General features: G+C 70.0%; 11 protein-coding genes and 2 pseudogenes. 6 read left to right on the top strand and 7 right to left on the bottom strand.

Going from position 1 to position 14,138, the window contains the following annotated elements; translation table 11 throughout:
* The first annotated feature begins 12 nt into the window (after nucleotides 1–12).
* Entirely contained in the window at nucleotides 13–1,077 is a 1,065-nt protein-coding gene (locus tag AB0C25_RS10075) for an SMP-30/gluconolactonase/LRE family protein (protein WP_357371521.1), read from the top strand.
* A gap of 41 nt (nucleotides 1,078–1,118) precedes the next feature.
* Here AB0C25_RS10075 and AB0C25_RS10070 read toward each other — a convergent pair whose 3' ends face one another.
* The 5 genes and pseudogenes from AB0C25_RS10070 to AB0C25_RS10050 all read right to left on the bottom strand — a co-directional run bounded on the left by AB0C25_RS10070 (nucleotide 1,119) and on the right by AB0C25_RS10050 (nucleotide 5,834).
* Entirely contained in the window at nucleotides 1,119–2,039 is a 921-nt protein-coding gene (locus AB0C25_RS10070; RefSeq protein WP_357371519.1) for an RNA polymerase sigma-70 factor, read from the bottom strand.
* A 3-nt stretch (nucleotides 2,040–2,042) separates the two neighbouring features.
* Nucleotides 2,043–2,987, bottom strand: a complete 945-nt coding sequence (locus tag AB0C25_RS10065) for an NAD(P)-dependent oxidoreductase (RefSeq protein ID WP_357371517.1) — start codon at nucleotides 2,985–2,987, stop codon at nucleotides 2,043–2,045.
* Nucleotides 2,988–3,104: 117 nt separating this feature from the next.
* Nucleotides 3,105–3,593: pseudogene (locus AB0C25_RS10060) on the bottom strand (S-4TM family putative pore-forming effector); the annotation flags it as partial.
* A gap of 25 nt (nucleotides 3,594–3,618) precedes the next feature.
* A pseudogene (locus AB0C25_RS10055) lies at nucleotides 3,619–3,996 on the bottom strand (S-4TM family putative pore-forming effector); the annotation flags it as partial.
* A gap of 272 nt (nucleotides 3,997–4,268) precedes the next feature.
* Nucleotides 4,269–5,834 carry a hypothetical protein gene (locus tag AB0C25_RS10050; protein WP_357371515.1) on the bottom strand — a complete coding sequence of 522 codons (1,566 nt, stop codon included), beginning with the start codon at nucleotides 5,832–5,834 and terminating at the stop codon, nucleotides 4,269–4,271.
* An 842-nt stretch (nucleotides 5,835–6,676) separates the two neighbouring features.
* On the opposite strand from AB0C25_RS10050, the gene AB0C25_RS10045 reads away from it, so the two are divergent.
* Nucleotides 6,677–7,810: a pyridoxal-phosphate dependent enzyme gene (locus AB0C25_RS10045; protein ID WP_357371513.1), complete on the top strand. Its 1,134-nt coding sequence runs from the start codon at nucleotides 6,677–6,679 to the stop codon at nucleotides 7,808–7,810.
* A 196-nt stretch (nucleotides 7,811–8,006) separates the two neighbouring features.
* Complete coding sequence (locus AB0C25_RS10040) at nucleotides 8,007–9,152, top strand: hypothetical protein (protein ID WP_357371511.1); 1,146 nt, start codon at nucleotides 8,007–8,009, stop codon at nucleotides 9,150–9,152.
* Nucleotides 9,153–9,215: 63 nt separating this feature from the next.
* Here the strand turns inward: AB0C25_RS10040 and AB0C25_RS10035 are convergent, their stop codons facing one another.
* Nucleotides 9,216–10,589, bottom strand: a complete 1,374-nt coding sequence (locus AB0C25_RS10035) for a serine hydrolase domain-containing protein (RefSeq protein ID WP_357371509.1) — start codon at nucleotides 10,587–10,589, stop codon at nucleotides 9,216–9,218.
* Nucleotides 10,590–10,772: 183 nt separating this feature from the next.
* On the opposite strand from AB0C25_RS10035, the gene AB0C25_RS10030 reads away from it, so the two are divergent.
* Genes AB0C25_RS10030 through AB0C25_RS10020 form a run of 3 tightly spaced genes read left to right on the top strand, consistent with a single transcriptional unit; the run spans nucleotide 10,773 to nucleotide 13,001 of the window.
* Nucleotides 10,773–11,111, top strand: a complete 339-nt coding sequence (locus tag AB0C25_RS10030) for a winged helix-turn-helix domain-containing protein (RefSeq protein WP_357371507.1) — start codon at nucleotides 10,773–10,775, stop codon at nucleotides 11,109–11,111.
* 3 nt (nucleotides 11,112–11,114) lie between these two features.
* Nucleotides 11,115–11,390, top strand: coding sequence for a hypothetical protein (locus AB0C25_RS10025; protein WP_357371505.1), 276 nt, complete (start codon nucleotides 11,115–11,117; stop codon nucleotides 11,388–11,390).
* An 18-nt stretch (nucleotides 11,391–11,408) separates the two neighbouring features.
* Complete coding sequence (locus AB0C25_RS10020) at nucleotides 11,409–13,001, top strand: serine hydrolase domain-containing protein (RefSeq protein WP_357371503.1); 1,593 nt, start codon at nucleotides 11,409–11,411, stop codon at nucleotides 12,999–13,001.
* A 37-nt stretch (nucleotides 13,002–13,038) separates the two neighbouring features.
* Here the strand turns inward: AB0C25_RS10020 and AB0C25_RS10015 are convergent, their stop codons facing one another.
* On the bottom strand, nucleotides 13,039–13,989 hold the full coding sequence (locus AB0C25_RS10015) for a hypothetical protein (protein WP_357371501.1): 951 nt from the start codon (nucleotides 13,987–13,989) through the stop codon (nucleotides 13,039–13,041).
* Between the last annotated feature and the right edge of the window lie 149 nt (nucleotides 13,990–14,138).

Genomic DNA, 14,138 nt, shown 5'->3' with positions numbered 1-14,138 from the left:
TTGGAGCATTCGATGACCTGGCGTCCCACAATTGCCGCACTCGCCGGGCTGTGCCTCGCGGTCGGCTCCGCGCCGTTCGCCGCCGGTGCCGCCGCCACACCCTCGACAGCCGTGGACGCCGCTCCGGTCAGCGCTCACGCCGCGCTCGCCGGCCCGCCCGGTGCGCCGTCCGGGGTCTGCCCGACGGGGGTCAGTTACGGATCACCGCTACCGGCGAGTTCCCTGTCGGCCACGAAGATCCAGGGTGGGTTCTCGTTCCTCGAGGGGCCGGTCTGGGTCGCCGACGGCGGCTATCTGCTGATGTCCGACATGGCCGCCGGCACGGGTCCATACAACGTGCAGCCGTCCACGATCCGCCGCTTCACCCCGCCGGCGACCTTCGACACGTTCATCGCCAACGCCGGCAGCAACGGCCTGGCGCTCAGCGCCGACTCCCAGCAGATCATCGCGGCCACCCACGACCAGCGGAACGTGTCCGCGTACCGGCTGAGCGACTCCTCCCGCAGCACCGTCGCGGTGAACTACCAGGGCCGGGCGTTCAACTCGCCCAACGACGTCGCGGTCCGGTCGGACGGCGTCGCCTACTTCACCGACCCCAACTTCCAGCGCGGCAACCGCGCCGACCAGATGAACGGTCGCACAAGCGTCTTCCGCGTCTCCGGCGGTCAGGTGTCGCTCGTCGACGACCGGCTACGCCAGCCCAACGGCATCTCGCTCTCACCCGACGGGACGGCGCTCTACGTGGGCGCGTACTCCGAGAACAAGATCTACAAGTACGCGGTCGCGGCCGACGGCAGCACCGGCGCCCGCAGCGTCTTCGTGAACTACGTGGGCGGTCCGGACGGCGGGACGATCGACTGTGCCGGCAACGTGTACTGGACATCGGGTTTCGATGGCCAGGTCCACGTCTACTCCCCCACCGGCACCCAGCTCGGCACGATCCGGGCCGCCAACTCCGGCACCACGAACGTGGCCTTCGGCGGTCCCGACCGGCAGACCCTCTACATCACCTCCGGCCAGCGCAACGACTCCGGCCTCTACAGCGTGCGGCTCAACATCCCCGGATACCCGTACTGACAGTCGTCGAGGGGCGCCCGGGTGACACCAGGCGCCCCGGTTCAGGAGTGCTGACGACGGCCGGCGCGGATCCGCGCACCGAGGTCGCTGACCGAGTCGAGATGACGCAACTTGTCGGGGTTGACGATGGAGTGGATCGCCTGGATCGCACCGTCGGCGATGTCGAGGCCCACCACGCCGAAGAGCCGGTCCCGAGAGTCGAAGATCAGCGCACCGGGCCGGCCGTTGACCTCGGCGATCCGCATCCGTACCCCACCGTGCGGCGCCACCACGGACATCGCGGTCGCCAGATGCCGTGCCACCCGCTGCCGGCCGTTGATCGGCGACGCCAGCGCGGGAACCTTCCCGCCCCCGTCGCCGTGCAGCACCACGTCCTGTGCCAGCAGCGCCTCCAGCGCCGGCAGGTCACCCTGTTCGGTGGCGGCGACGAACCGCCGAGCCAGCTCATCGCGCTGCCGCCGCGTGGCGTGGTAGCGAGGCCGACGCTCCTGGAGGCGGAGACGGGCCTTCGCCACCAGGTGCCGGGTGCTGTCGACGTCGGTGCCGAGGATGGCGGCGACCTCGACGTACGGATAGTCGAACACCTCCCGCAGCAGGAAGGCGGCCCGCTGCCGGGGCGACAGGGTCTCCAGGAGTACGAGGAACGCCAGCGACAGTGAGTCCGCGGTCTCCGCGTGGTCGGCGGGTGAGGCGTCGGTGACCACCGGCTCCGGCAGCCACTCCCCGACATAGCGTTCCCGCCGCGCCCGCGCCGAGCGGAAGTGGTCGATGGACAACCGGGTGACGAGCGTGGCGACGTACGCGCGCGGCGAGGTGATCTGCTCGTTGCGGCCCAGCGTCTGGTGCATCCGCAGGAACGCCTCCTGCACCACGTCCTCGGCCTCGCTCACGCTGCCGAGCATCTGGTACGCGATGGCGAACGCCCGCGGACGCAGCTCGCCGTAGAGATCAGCGGACGACACGGCTCAGCCCAGCCCTTCGACGAAACCCGTGCGCCAGCTCGGATACCGCGGCGTCCACCCCAGCTCCCGTTTGGCCTTCTCGCTGGAGATGCCTCGGGCCCGCGTCATCAGATCCACCGGAGCCGCGCCGGCCACCGTCCGCACCAGCCACGCCGGAAGGCGGCGCGGCGGCTTCGCGCCGAGCACCCGGGCCAGTTCCGGCAACCACTGACCCACCGGCGCCGGATCGTCGTCGGCGACGTGGTAGATCCCGCGCCGGCCGCGTTCGACGGCCGCGACCGTGGCCGTCGCGGCGTCGACGATGTGCACGAGCGACACCACCCCGGTGCCCCCGCCGACGACCGGGACCCTCCGACGGCGGATCAGACTGGCCATGCTGGCGTCCGGCGCCAGACCCACACCGGTCCCCGGACCGTAGAAGCCACCGTAGCGAAGCACGATCCCCTCGGCCCAGGTGATGGTGGTGACGGCGGTCTCCAGGTGGCGTAGCGCCGCCACGCTCTCCTCGGCGTCGGCCGGCGGGCGGGGCTCGATCCGGCCGTCCTCGTCGACCACCGGCCCGCCGGTGCGTTCCATCCACGAGGCGTTGCTCTGCGCCACGAACGCGCGTACCCCGACGGTGCGCGCGGCGGCGAGGAGGTGGTCGGTGCCCACGGTGCGCAGCCGATCGGTGGCGGCGGCCATCCGCTTGACGTGTCGAAAGTCCGGCGGCCCGCTCAACGCCGTCAGCTGATGGACGACGACCTCCGGCTCGGCCTTCGCCACCGCATCCGCCACCGAACCGGAGTCCAGCGCGTCGACGACGACCGGTTCGGCGCCCAGTGCCCGCAGGGCGTCGAGTTTGGCGGCCGAGCGGGTCGTCCCGACGACCTCGTGACCGTGTGCGACGAGCTGGGCGACCAGTTGGCGGCCGATCGCGCCAGACGCGCCGGCGAGGAAGATCTTCATGACGTCTCCGTCCACTTGAACCTGTCAACAGAGACGAGACGACCCGGCCCCCCATGAACGACAGTTACCCAGCTCACATCTCGGCGGCGGCCGCGCCAGTGGACGCCCGCGCTGACGCTAGGAAGAGGCACCCACCCGCTGTTCGAGCACCTGCATCTTGTATCGGAAGTCGGTCAGATCGTCGTCGTGGAAGAGGCGGAAGAACCACTGCGGCATCCGCGGCTGCTGCCGGCGGGCGACGAACAGCACATCCTGCACCTGCCGGGCGAACACGGCGAACGCCTGGTCGTCCGCAATCGCGTGCGACGGACCCTCGGTGACCGCGCGCACCAGGCCGAGCACCCGGGTGCGGTCCCGGGTGGTCAGGATCTGCGCGCGGGCCATGTCCGAACAGGACAGCAGCAGACCCAGCGACGGGACGAACCACGCGCCGACCAGGCTGCCGACCGTACTCTCGGTCGTGAGGCCCACGGTCACGCCCACCACACACCAGACCGCGACGACGCCGAGCAGCGCGGCAGCGAAGCGTCGCCGGACCCGCGAGCCCCACGCCAGGTTCTGCTCCAGACAGAAGAGCACGTCGTACGGAGCGGCGACGGTCGCGACGAGGTAGTAGGTCCCGCAACCGCGTCTCGTCGCCGCGGAAGCGCCGGCTGAGACGGCTCAACTCGTCCTCGGACAGCCGCTCACCGACCAGGACCGCGTTCCACGGCAGGTCGAACAGGTCGGTGTCCAGCATTTCCTGCAACGTCGCGCTGACGTGCAGGTGACGGCCGATCAGGGGAGCCAGTACGAACGCGTAGACGCCGGCCCAGAGCGCACCGATGATCGAGACAGTGGGTTGCAGCGGGGGTAGCGCCACCTTCGCCACCACGCCGAGGCTCGCGACGACCAGTGACATCGACAGACTGACCGCCTGGGCGCGTTGCGTGTAGCGGTGTGCCACCGCGATGGCCCGGAAGAGGATCAGGGAACGGTCGTTGTTCTGTGACTGGTTGATCCGCCGCATGCCTGCCAATGGAACCTCCGACCGTCAAGCGGTCCACCCCTGCCACCAGATGGTGACACGATCAGCGATCGAGGCGCTACCGTCCGTTTGATCGACGACTCCGACGAGACCTGACGTCGCCACGTGCTGTCGGCCCCGGCCCCGCACCGCCGGAACGGCACACGCATCCGGTCCCGCCACGGACCCGATCAGGTGATCGAACCCGGGCGGGACCGGATGCCCCGTACCGCTGTCGGTGCCTGTTGCCCTCGACGAGCCGAGCGGCCAGATGATCAGCCGAAGCAGTTGGGGACGGGCGGCGCGCTGGGTGTGCAGTTGGTGGGCCGGTTCTCGCTGATGACCGACTTGTCATCCGCGGTGACCTGACCGCCCTCGTTGAAGATCCCGCCCGGCGCCAGGGCCGAGACGTTCTCCGTCACCGTGGACTCGGTGAGGTTGACGGTGCCACCGTTGTAGATCCCGCCGCCGCGCGAGTTCGTGCCGACGGCCTTGTTCCGGTTGATGTGGGTGTGCCGCAGTACGACGATGCCGCTGCCGACGTAGACGCCGCCGCCGTGCTCGATCGTGCTGAACGTGCTGGCGGCGTTCTCGCTGATCTGGCTGTCCTCGACCACGAACCGGCCGATCTGGTTGAAGATCCCGCCGCCGCGTTGGCCGGCGCTGTTCCGGCTGATCTTGCTGTGCTCCAGGTGGAAGATGCCGTCGCTGAAGATTCCGCCGCCTTCGCTGCCTGTCGCGTTCTCGCTGACCTCGATGTTCCTGGCCGTGGTGGTGGCGTTGATTCCGCTGCGGATGCCACCGCCCCGGAAGCCCGAGGTGTTGTGGTGCACGCGCACGTTGTCGAGCACGGCGACGCTGGAGTTGGACAGCCCACCACCCGTGCCACCGATCGGCAGGACGGTGACCACCCCGATCGTGTTGTTGTCGCTGATTCTGGTGTTCCGCACGGTGAGGTTGCCGTTGTTGTGGACGCCCCCGCCGTCGTACAGGGCGGCGTTGTCACTGATCTTGCTCTCGTCGTCCCCGTGCTTGTCCCGGTCCTTGCCGTCCCGGTCCTTGCCGTCGCGGTCCTTACCCTCGCCGTGATCGCTGCGGCCGAGGATCCTGGTATCGCCGAAGTTGGCGATACCGCCACCCGAGCCGTTGGTCCGGTTGAAGACCACGTCGGTGTTCTCGATGGTGGCCCTGCCACCGATGTCGATCCGGATTCCACCCCCACCGCCGCCGATCCCGCTCGTGTCCTGGCCACCCTTGATGGTCACGTCGCGGAGGTGGAGATCGCCGCCGGCGCCCACCTCGAGGATCCGGAACGGTGCCGCGTTGGCCGCGCGGACGATGGTGGCGCCGTTGCCGTCGATCGTGACTCGCTGGGTGATGATCGGCAGGCCGATGGGACCGTGGGGCACTGGTGGTTGAGGTGCGGACGCGTTGAGCGTGTACGTGCACTTCCCGGCGAGCTTGAGTGTCGCCCCGTTGCCGGCGTTCGCGCGGACGAGCGCCGCGATCAGCTCGTTGGCACCGCACGGCACGTCCGTGATGTGGTCGCCCTCGCCGCCCCGGTGGTCGTCGTTCTTGTGGTCCGTGCCGCCCCGGTCCTGCCCTTTGTTGTCGTCGCCGGTCACCCGGCTGGTACTGCCGGCGAGGACCTGCTCCCCGGCGTTCACCAGGCTGCTGCCGCTCGACCCGAGCGCTCCGGTCACCCCTGTCGGCGCGCTGACGGCGGCCAGCCCCGCCACCCCGGCCACTCCGGCGACGAGCCACCGTGCCCGCCGCCTCCTGGCGGGAGGTGGTTGATCTGCCGCTACCTCGCTGACGTTCGGGTGTCGATGGTTGGACATCGAGCTACCTAGCCCTTCTCCCTACACCATGTCTCCGCACGTAACAATCCGCGCAGACAGCGACAAATCGGGTGTCGCTCCCGACATGAACGTAGTGGAGCAGGACTCGCGTTAACCGGTCTTATGCGAAGAAGTCCTACATTAGGTACAGATATCCCCAGCCCAGCACGGCAGGCGTCCGGCAGACAGACCGCTGCTGCGCATCCTCAGCGAGCAGGAGGCCCCGCGCTACCGGGAGACGGCACCGGTCGGGTCGGGGTGGGACCGACAACCGGCGGCCGGATCGCTGGTTGCCGGACAGCGCCAACTCCAGGACGTACGGTCGCGCCGGCAGGCCGAACGAGCGGCGGTCAGCCGCTTCGCCGGTTACCCCACTGTCGCGGGCTCTGGACCGAGCCCCGGCCGCCGAAGTGCTGACCCTTCCCGTGCGGTTGGGGTGAGGCGACCTTGCCCTTGGCGCGTCGGGCGGCCCGATTCGTAGGAGCGGCAGGCTGGTCGGCCTCGGCCGTGGCGTCGGCATCCGCCTCGTGGTCGTCTTGCACGGGCTCAGGCTCCGGCATCGGTATCTCCCTGGATCTGGGGCGCCCCATGGACCATCGATAGCCGACGGACGCGACTTTGGTCGACGCCGGGGTGGGCGTCTGCAGGATATCGCAAGGCTCAGCCCGCCCGGTCGACGGTTACCCGCTGGCACCGTGACGGCGCCGGAGGGCCGAGATTTGTGGTTGTGGTGGTTCCCTGATCAGGAGCAGGCCGATCCGGATCAGGAAACCGGGGGCAGCCAATGAGCGTGCGTGCCTGGTTTGATGGGAACGCCGCACCCGCTGTGCACGGAGGACGTGATGGGGAACTACAGCGAACCGCTGCTGCTGGACAGGAGCGGCAACAGCTACCCGCTGCATGAGCGGCGCTGGCGCGGCGACGACGACAGCCCTCTCATGCTGTCACCCCTGTCCGGGTTGATGCCGGAGCAGATCGACCAGCGCGAGCGGTCGCTGTGGCGCTACCGCTCCGCCCTGCCCGTCGACCCTGATCACCGGGTGAGCCTCGGCGAGGGCCTCACACCGTTGGTCGCGCTGGCCTGGGGCGAGCACCGGGTGCACTTCAAGCTGGAGTGGTTCAACCCCACGTCGTCGTTCAAGGACCGCGGCGTGTCGGTGATGGTGTCGCACCTGCGCGCACAGGGTGCTGACCGCGTGCTCGAGGACAGCTCCGGCAACGGCGGTGCCGCGGTCGCTGCCTACGCCGCCGCGGCCGGCATACGTGCCAAGATCATCGTGCCGGCGGCGACGAGCGCACCGAAGATCCTGCAGGCACGTGCCTTCGGCGCGGAGATCGAGCTTGTTGGTGGCACCCGCGACGAGGTCGGCAGGGAGGCCGTCCGGCAGTCGGAGCAGATCCCGTACGCCAGCCACAACTGGCACCCGATGTTCGTCCAGGGCACCAAGACGATCGCGTACGAGATCTGGGAAAGCCTCGGCTTCACCGCCCCGGACAACGTGGTGCTCGTCGCCGGAGCCGGCAGTCAGATCCTCGGCTGCGACATCGCCTTCTCCGAGCTGCTCGCCGCGGGACAGATCGACCGACTACCCCGGCTGCTCGTCGGGCAGCCCGAGCACTGGTCCACCATCGCCGACACCTTCAACGGTGTCGACCGGGCCGGGCGCGGCGAGCGTGTGCCGACCGTCGCCGAGGGGGCCTCCATCGCCACCCCGGTACGGCTGCCCGAGGCCGTCGAGGCACTACGTCGCTGCGGCGGCGCGGGCGTCGCTGTTCCAGAGGTGCATATCCACGCTGCGGTCCGCGCCCTGGCCGCCCGCGGCCTGTACGCCGAGCCGACCAGCGCCGTCGCGGTCGCCGCACTCGACCACTTCATCTCCAACAGCACCATCACTCCCGATCAGACGACCGTCGTCGTGCTCACCGGCTCGGGGCTCAAGTCCGCCGACAAGATGGCCAGCCTGGTCCCGGCCTGAGCCGGACGCTCACATGCCACCCACCACAGCAGAGCCCGACCAGCACGGCTGACCGGCCCACCACTGCCCCGGCGGCTACAGACGTGGACCTGCGCGACCTGCGCCTGGCGGTGAGTGCCTCGCAAACCCACGACGTTGCAGTACCTCGCGGTCGCACCTGCGGATCCAGGGGTCGGCCGTCGACTATTTTGGCATCGTGACACTGGTGCAGGCGGTCGAGGTCGAGGACTACCGTCCCGAGTACGCACTCCTTGTCGTGTTGGACCCGAACGTGGAGTGGGGTCACGAGGATCCGGAGGTGCCCCGGTACCGTGATCGCGGCGGTCGGCCGACCGGGACGTTCGCCGGGACCGGCGCCGGCTGGGTCACCGCTCAGGCGCCCGGCCTGGCTGATCACGCGGTACGTCTCGAACTGCACGACGGTCCGCCGCCTGCTGATCACGAGGAGTTCGACGACGTCCTGGAGGCGTCGTACCGTTCGAGCTCTGGTGGGTTGTCGGTCACCACGCTGACCGGCGGCGTCGGTCCCGCCGACCTCGACCTCGGTGATGCGCAGTGGTACCGGGTGCGGGTGGCGCGCCGGCAGGCGGGCACGGAGAACACGTCCGGCTACATCTGGGTGCTGCGGTTCTGGCCCGATCCAGTCGTTCAGCCGCCTGTCTGGCTGGCCCGCGGCCAGCCGGCGATCGGAGGCCCGGACAACGGCTGGCACTCGGCGCTGCCGCGCTGGGTGACGGAGGTGGCGTCCATCGCCGCCAACACGGCGCGGCGGCTCGGTCGACCGGTAACCCCGCAGCAGGTCGAGGACGGCTTCCACTCGCCTCCGCTCTATCCGGTGGGTTGGCTGGACGAACCGCTGTGGCCGCGTCCGTCAGCCAACGGCCACGTGGCGCCCGGGTACCGCGCCCGGGAGGCTGCGGAGCAACGCCGGCTCGACGAGATCGCTGCCGAACTGGGCGTGCCTCCCCTGCGTCGCAAACGCGACGTGTTCCCGCTGCTGGTCGCTGCCGGCATTCTGGTGCACGAGGGAAACGACGCCTACCGGGCTGGCCAACCCGCCCGGATCGACAAGGTTCTGTCGTTGCCTCCCGATGAGGTTGCGGCGGTTCGGCAGCGGGACATGCGTTGTCGCTACGACGCTGTCGCCCAGGACCTCGAAGCGGTACTGCGGTGGACACCCCGGACTCCGTTGGAGACCACCCCGGCAGAACTGGCGCGACGGCTGCTGGTGAGCGAGGTGGAACTGGGCGAGGCGCTGGCCTACGCGCAGGAGACCGGTTTGGTGCACACCGATGACGGACGACCGCTGCGGCTCTGGCTTGGCCCTCGCGGCACATCCTGAGCCGGTCGTTCTCGCCAGTCTCGTCGGAGCCGCGGAGCCGGCGAGGTCGGTGCGCTCGCGAGGTCAGCCGGCCCGCCAACCGGCCGGGTCGACACCGCCGGGCACCGGCGCCGCAGGGTCGTAGGGCTGCCGGGTGAAGACGAAGGTGCCGAGATCGAGGTGGGTGACGACGCCAGCCGCGTCGCGGTGCACTCGCAGCCGTTCGCCGGCGAAGTAGCCGTTGAGCCCCTCCCAACCGCCGTCGCCGGTGGGGCGCAACCGGGTGCCGCGCCCGCCGGACAGCGGGACCAACTCCATGAAGTCGTCAGCCTGCGGGCGCAGCACATAGGGGGCCGGCCCCCAGTACCACGGGCCGGCGAGGTCCAGTAGCTGTGGATCAACTGAGGGCAGCGGTCGCCACGGCGCAGGGATCCGCGGCTCCCGCTCGGCAACCGCGTGCAGCAGATCGGCGGCGAGAGTGCCGGCGGACAGGCCGGCGGTCACGTTGGCCATGACAACCGCGCCCAGAGCGTCCTCGGGGCTCACCCAGACCGTCGCGACAAAGCCCGGCATCGAGCCGGTGTGCCCGGCCAACAGCCGGCCGTCACGGCGCAGCAACTGCATGCCGAGCCCGTAGCCGCCGTCCCAGCCCGTCGCCTCCGGTGGGCTCGCCGGGGTGCGCATCTGCGCGACGGTGTCCGGGTGTAGCACCCGGTCGTCGCCGTCGATGAGGAATGCGGAGAACCTGGCCAGGTCCGTCACGGTCGACCACAGCTGCCCGGCAGGCGCCATCAGACCGGTGTCCACTGCCGGTTCCGCAAGGAGCACGTCGGCCCAGGGATGCACCGCCCAGCCGGTGGCGTGCGGCGCGACCGGCAGCAGGGTGGTGCGGGTCATCGCGAGTGGCTCCAGCACCTCGCGCCGCAACACCTCGCCCCACGCCTGACCCCTAAGCCGCTCCACCAGCGCGCCGAGCAGGGCGTAACCGGGGTTGGAGTAGTGGAGGCGCTGTCCAGCCGGATGCACCTGCGGATCGCTGCCCAGCACGTCGGCCAGGTTGGGTCGCAGCGCGCCCGGGGTTCGTTCCCACCACGGGCCGGTCGCCTCGGCGACAAGCCCGGCGGTGTGCGCCAGCAGCGCACCGATCGTGGCCTGGCCCGCCGCCGTGCCGGGCAGGTGCTCGGCCAGCGGGTCGGTGAGCGCGAGTCGCCCCTCGTCGCGCAGGCGCAGCACCAGCACCGCCAGGAAGGTCTTGGTGATCGAGCCGATCCGGTACTGGAGGTCGCCATCCGGCACCTGGCCGTCCACAGTTCCCCAACCCTCCACCCACACTGGACGGCCATCACGCACCACGGCAGCGACGACTGAAGGCGCCCGACCCGCCGCCTGACCGGTGGCCAGCCGGTGAACCAGCGCGCGTCGGGTTTCGGGCAGCAGCGGCGTCGGGATCGGTGACATGTGGGCAACCTACCGCCCGGCCCCGGCCCACACAGCTCCGTCACGCTCCGACCAGTCCGGATCCAGGCCGGCGAGTGCCCGCGGCGCCCGGGACGGCGTTGACACCACCCAGGCCCGGTGTCAGAATCTCTTTACACCCCCGTGTCAGAGAAATATGACACTGTGCCGAGGAGGGATCCCTGGATGAGCGGCACCCTGCGGACCGGTGACGAGTTGGTGTCGCTGATGGCCGCGCTGGCCAGCCCGCACCGACTGCGGATCCTTGCCGCGCTCAGCCAGGGCCGCACCTACGTCAGCGAACTCGCACGGCGGCTGCAGATGAACCGACCGCTGCTCTACATGCACCTGCAGAAATTGGAGGCAGCCAATCTGGTGACCGGTGAACTGGTCACCGCACCGGACGGCAGCTCGGTGAAGTACTTCCAGGCCACGCCGTTCACGGTGTCCCTGGACCTGGCGGCGGTCGCGCTGGCCGCGCAGACCCTGACCGGCGCGGAGCCGGCCAGAGAACAGGAGAAGTGAGCAATGACCCAGCAGATGGCATTGGACATGGCGCAGACCTCCACCATCGCCTCGGCGGTGATCGTGACGACGGTGATCGTCGTCGCCGGTCTCGTCGGGCTCGGCCTCTATCGCGCCCGATACGCCGCGACGCGGGAGGAAGGTTACCGGCTGCTGGCCGAACGGAGCGCCGACGGGGGCCAGGCCATGGCAGACGAACTGACGCGCGTGCGGGCAGAACTCGGCGAGGTCAGGCATCGGCTGGCCGCGCTGGAAAAGCTCCTGAGCCAGATCGGCTGACGCGGAAGGGCGTGCGACATGAGCGAATGGATCCGATCACGACGGCAGGCCGCGCGTCTGGCCGCGGTGGCCGGCTGCCTGACACTGCTGGCCACAACGGCCGCGCCGGTCGCCGCCGACCCGGTGCTCAACCACGTCGCACCCGGCGACGAGTTGGCCGCCGGCGAGGACTACCTGCACGCCTACCAGGAACAAACCAGGGCACCCGGGCTGGCGTACGCGGTGGTACGCGGCGACACGGTCCTCCGAAGCGGCGCCTGGGGCGTCGACGGCGACGGCCGCCCGATGACCGCACAGACACCGTTCCTGCTCGGTTCGACGAGCAAGTCGTTCACCGCACTCGCGGTGGCGCAACTGGCCGAGGCCGGCCGCGTCGACCTCGACACCCCGGCGTCCACGTACCTGCCATGGCTGACACTGGGTGACGCGCACACCGCGCGAACGGTCACCGTCCGCCAACTGCTGACCCACACCAGCGGTCTACCGGAAGTCTGGAGCACCGGCCTGACCGACCGGTACGACAACTCACCTGGCGGCCTGACCCGATCCGTACGTGACCTGGCCACCCTGCGACCCACCGCCGCCGTCGGGCAACGCCACGAGTACAGCGACGCCAACTACATGATTCTCGGCGCACTCGTCGAGAACGTCACCGGCGACACCTTCGGCGCCTACCTGCGCCACCACGTGCTCGACCCGCTCCAGATGACGCACTCCGCGGCCACCGTCGACGAGGCCCGCGCGGTCGGAGTCCCGGCCGGACACCGCTACCACCTCGGCCGGCCGCAGCGCTTCGCCGCGCCGTTCGACACCGCCGGAGTGCCGTACGGCTTCCTCGCCGCCAGCCTCGACGACCTGACCCACTACGCGATCGCGCAGCTCAACGGCGGCCGCTACGGCAACACCCGGATCCTCGGCGCCGACAGCACGACACAGATGCACACCGGCGCCGTGTCCACAGGTCACGGCAGTTACGGGTTCGGCTGGAGGAACAGCACCCTCGACGGCGTCGGCACCCGCATCGTCTGGCACGCCGGAGCGACCCCGGACTACTTCACCCATCTCCTGCTCGCACCCGAGTCGAACCTGGCCGTCATCATCATGACCAACATCTACGGTCTGCCGATGGACGCTCCGCTCAGCGCCGGAGCGTTCAATCTCGCCCGGATCCTGCACGGCGCCACGCCCACCACCGCCGCCGCCGACCCGGTTCACGTCTGGGTGCTGACGGGCCTGCTCGGCGTCGCCGTCGTGCTGATCACCATCCTGGTCTGGTCCTGGATCCGCCTCGTCCGCCGACTCCGGCACGGCATCCTCCCGCCGGCCCGCTCACGCGTCCGTTCCCTCATCGCCACCACCGCATGGACCGGCGGTTCCGCCGCTGTGGCAGCCGGCGCCGCCTGGACGCTGCCGTCCTTCTGGCAGGGCGCCGACCTTGCCAAACTCCGGCTGTGGGCACCCGACATCGGCCACGCCATCATCGCCGTGGTCGCCCTGGCGATCGCACTCGCCCTGACCCGACTGGCCGTAGGCCTGTCCAGCATGGTCCCCGCACGTCCGACGGCCACCGACCCGACAAGGAGTCCGCAGGCGGTCATTCCGACCACCTGACGCGATGCGTCCCACCGTCCGCCGCCGCTGACGGCGTTCAGCTCTGCTGGTAGTTCACGGCGGCGAAGCCGCACGGTTGGTGCAGATGCAGGTAGTAGGCACCTTCACCGAAGTCGTCCAGGTCCGCGCCGCCAAGCAGACCCACGTAGTCCATCGGTTGGCCGCAACCGGGGCAGTCGGCGTGCTCGGCGTCCTGGATCCAGTCGGGCAGGCCGCCCAGCGTCGAACCTCCCCGGCCCCACGCGCTGGCCTGGTAGGGATTCATCCGGGCCGGCCCCAGGATCGGCGCCAGCGTCGGTGGGTCCTCCGGTTCGGCGGAACCGAGGTAGCTCGGGCGGGTGTTGCCGGGCCACCACGTGGTGGTGCCGGCCGGTGTGACCTGGCTGTACAGCGTCGTGTAGCAGGCGCACCAATAGCAGGTCTCGATGACCAGCCGGCCGGACCAACCCGTGTGGGTCAGCGCGGCGCCGACGGCAGGTTCCGCGGTGTCGAGGTCCGCGGCCGTCCACAACGGCGACGCGCACCACGGACAGGTGGGGCCGTCCACGCGCCGCGGCGTCTCCCGCATGACCCACTGGTACGCGATGCCGCCGCACAGGTCCCGGCGGCTGCCTTCCGACCCGACCGTCCAGCCGCCCTCCTCGGCGTACCTCAGTGCACTGACGTGCAGCTCCTCCGCGCCGGCCGGTGGTTGCGTCGTCCAGCGACGCAGGGCGCTCACGGCCAGCGGGTGAGCGGTGTGCGCCAGGATGACGAGAAGCTCGTTGAGGTCGTCCGGCGTCGTGCCGCCGTCGATCCGCTCGATGACCCGGCGGACCACGTCGACCTCCGCCGCCCGGTACAACGTCGCCGGCCACAGCACGTCACGATCGAGCAGGTCTCCGAGGTGCGGAGTCAGCCTCCCCGGGTCCGTGTCCGCGATCGCGGACAGTTCCTCGATGGCCTCGTCGTCCTCGACGGCCGCTTTCTCGATCAGCTCCTCGATCACGAGGGGATGGTAGTCACATCGATCAGCCGGCAGGTGCTCCGGTTACCGCGTGACCAATCGAGCCATAGGAGCGTCCGCGCTCAGATCAGATAAGGACCGAACTGTCAATAAGCGAATACGGATTGGAGGATGCCACCGGGACCACATTC

The organism is Micromonospora sp. NPDC048839, from assembly GCF_040649915.1.
Taxonomy (GTDB): domain Bacteria; phylum Actinomycetota; class Actinomycetes; order Mycobacteriales; family Micromonosporaceae; genus Micromonospora.
This window is presented reverse-complemented; position numbering and strand designations above follow the sequence as displayed.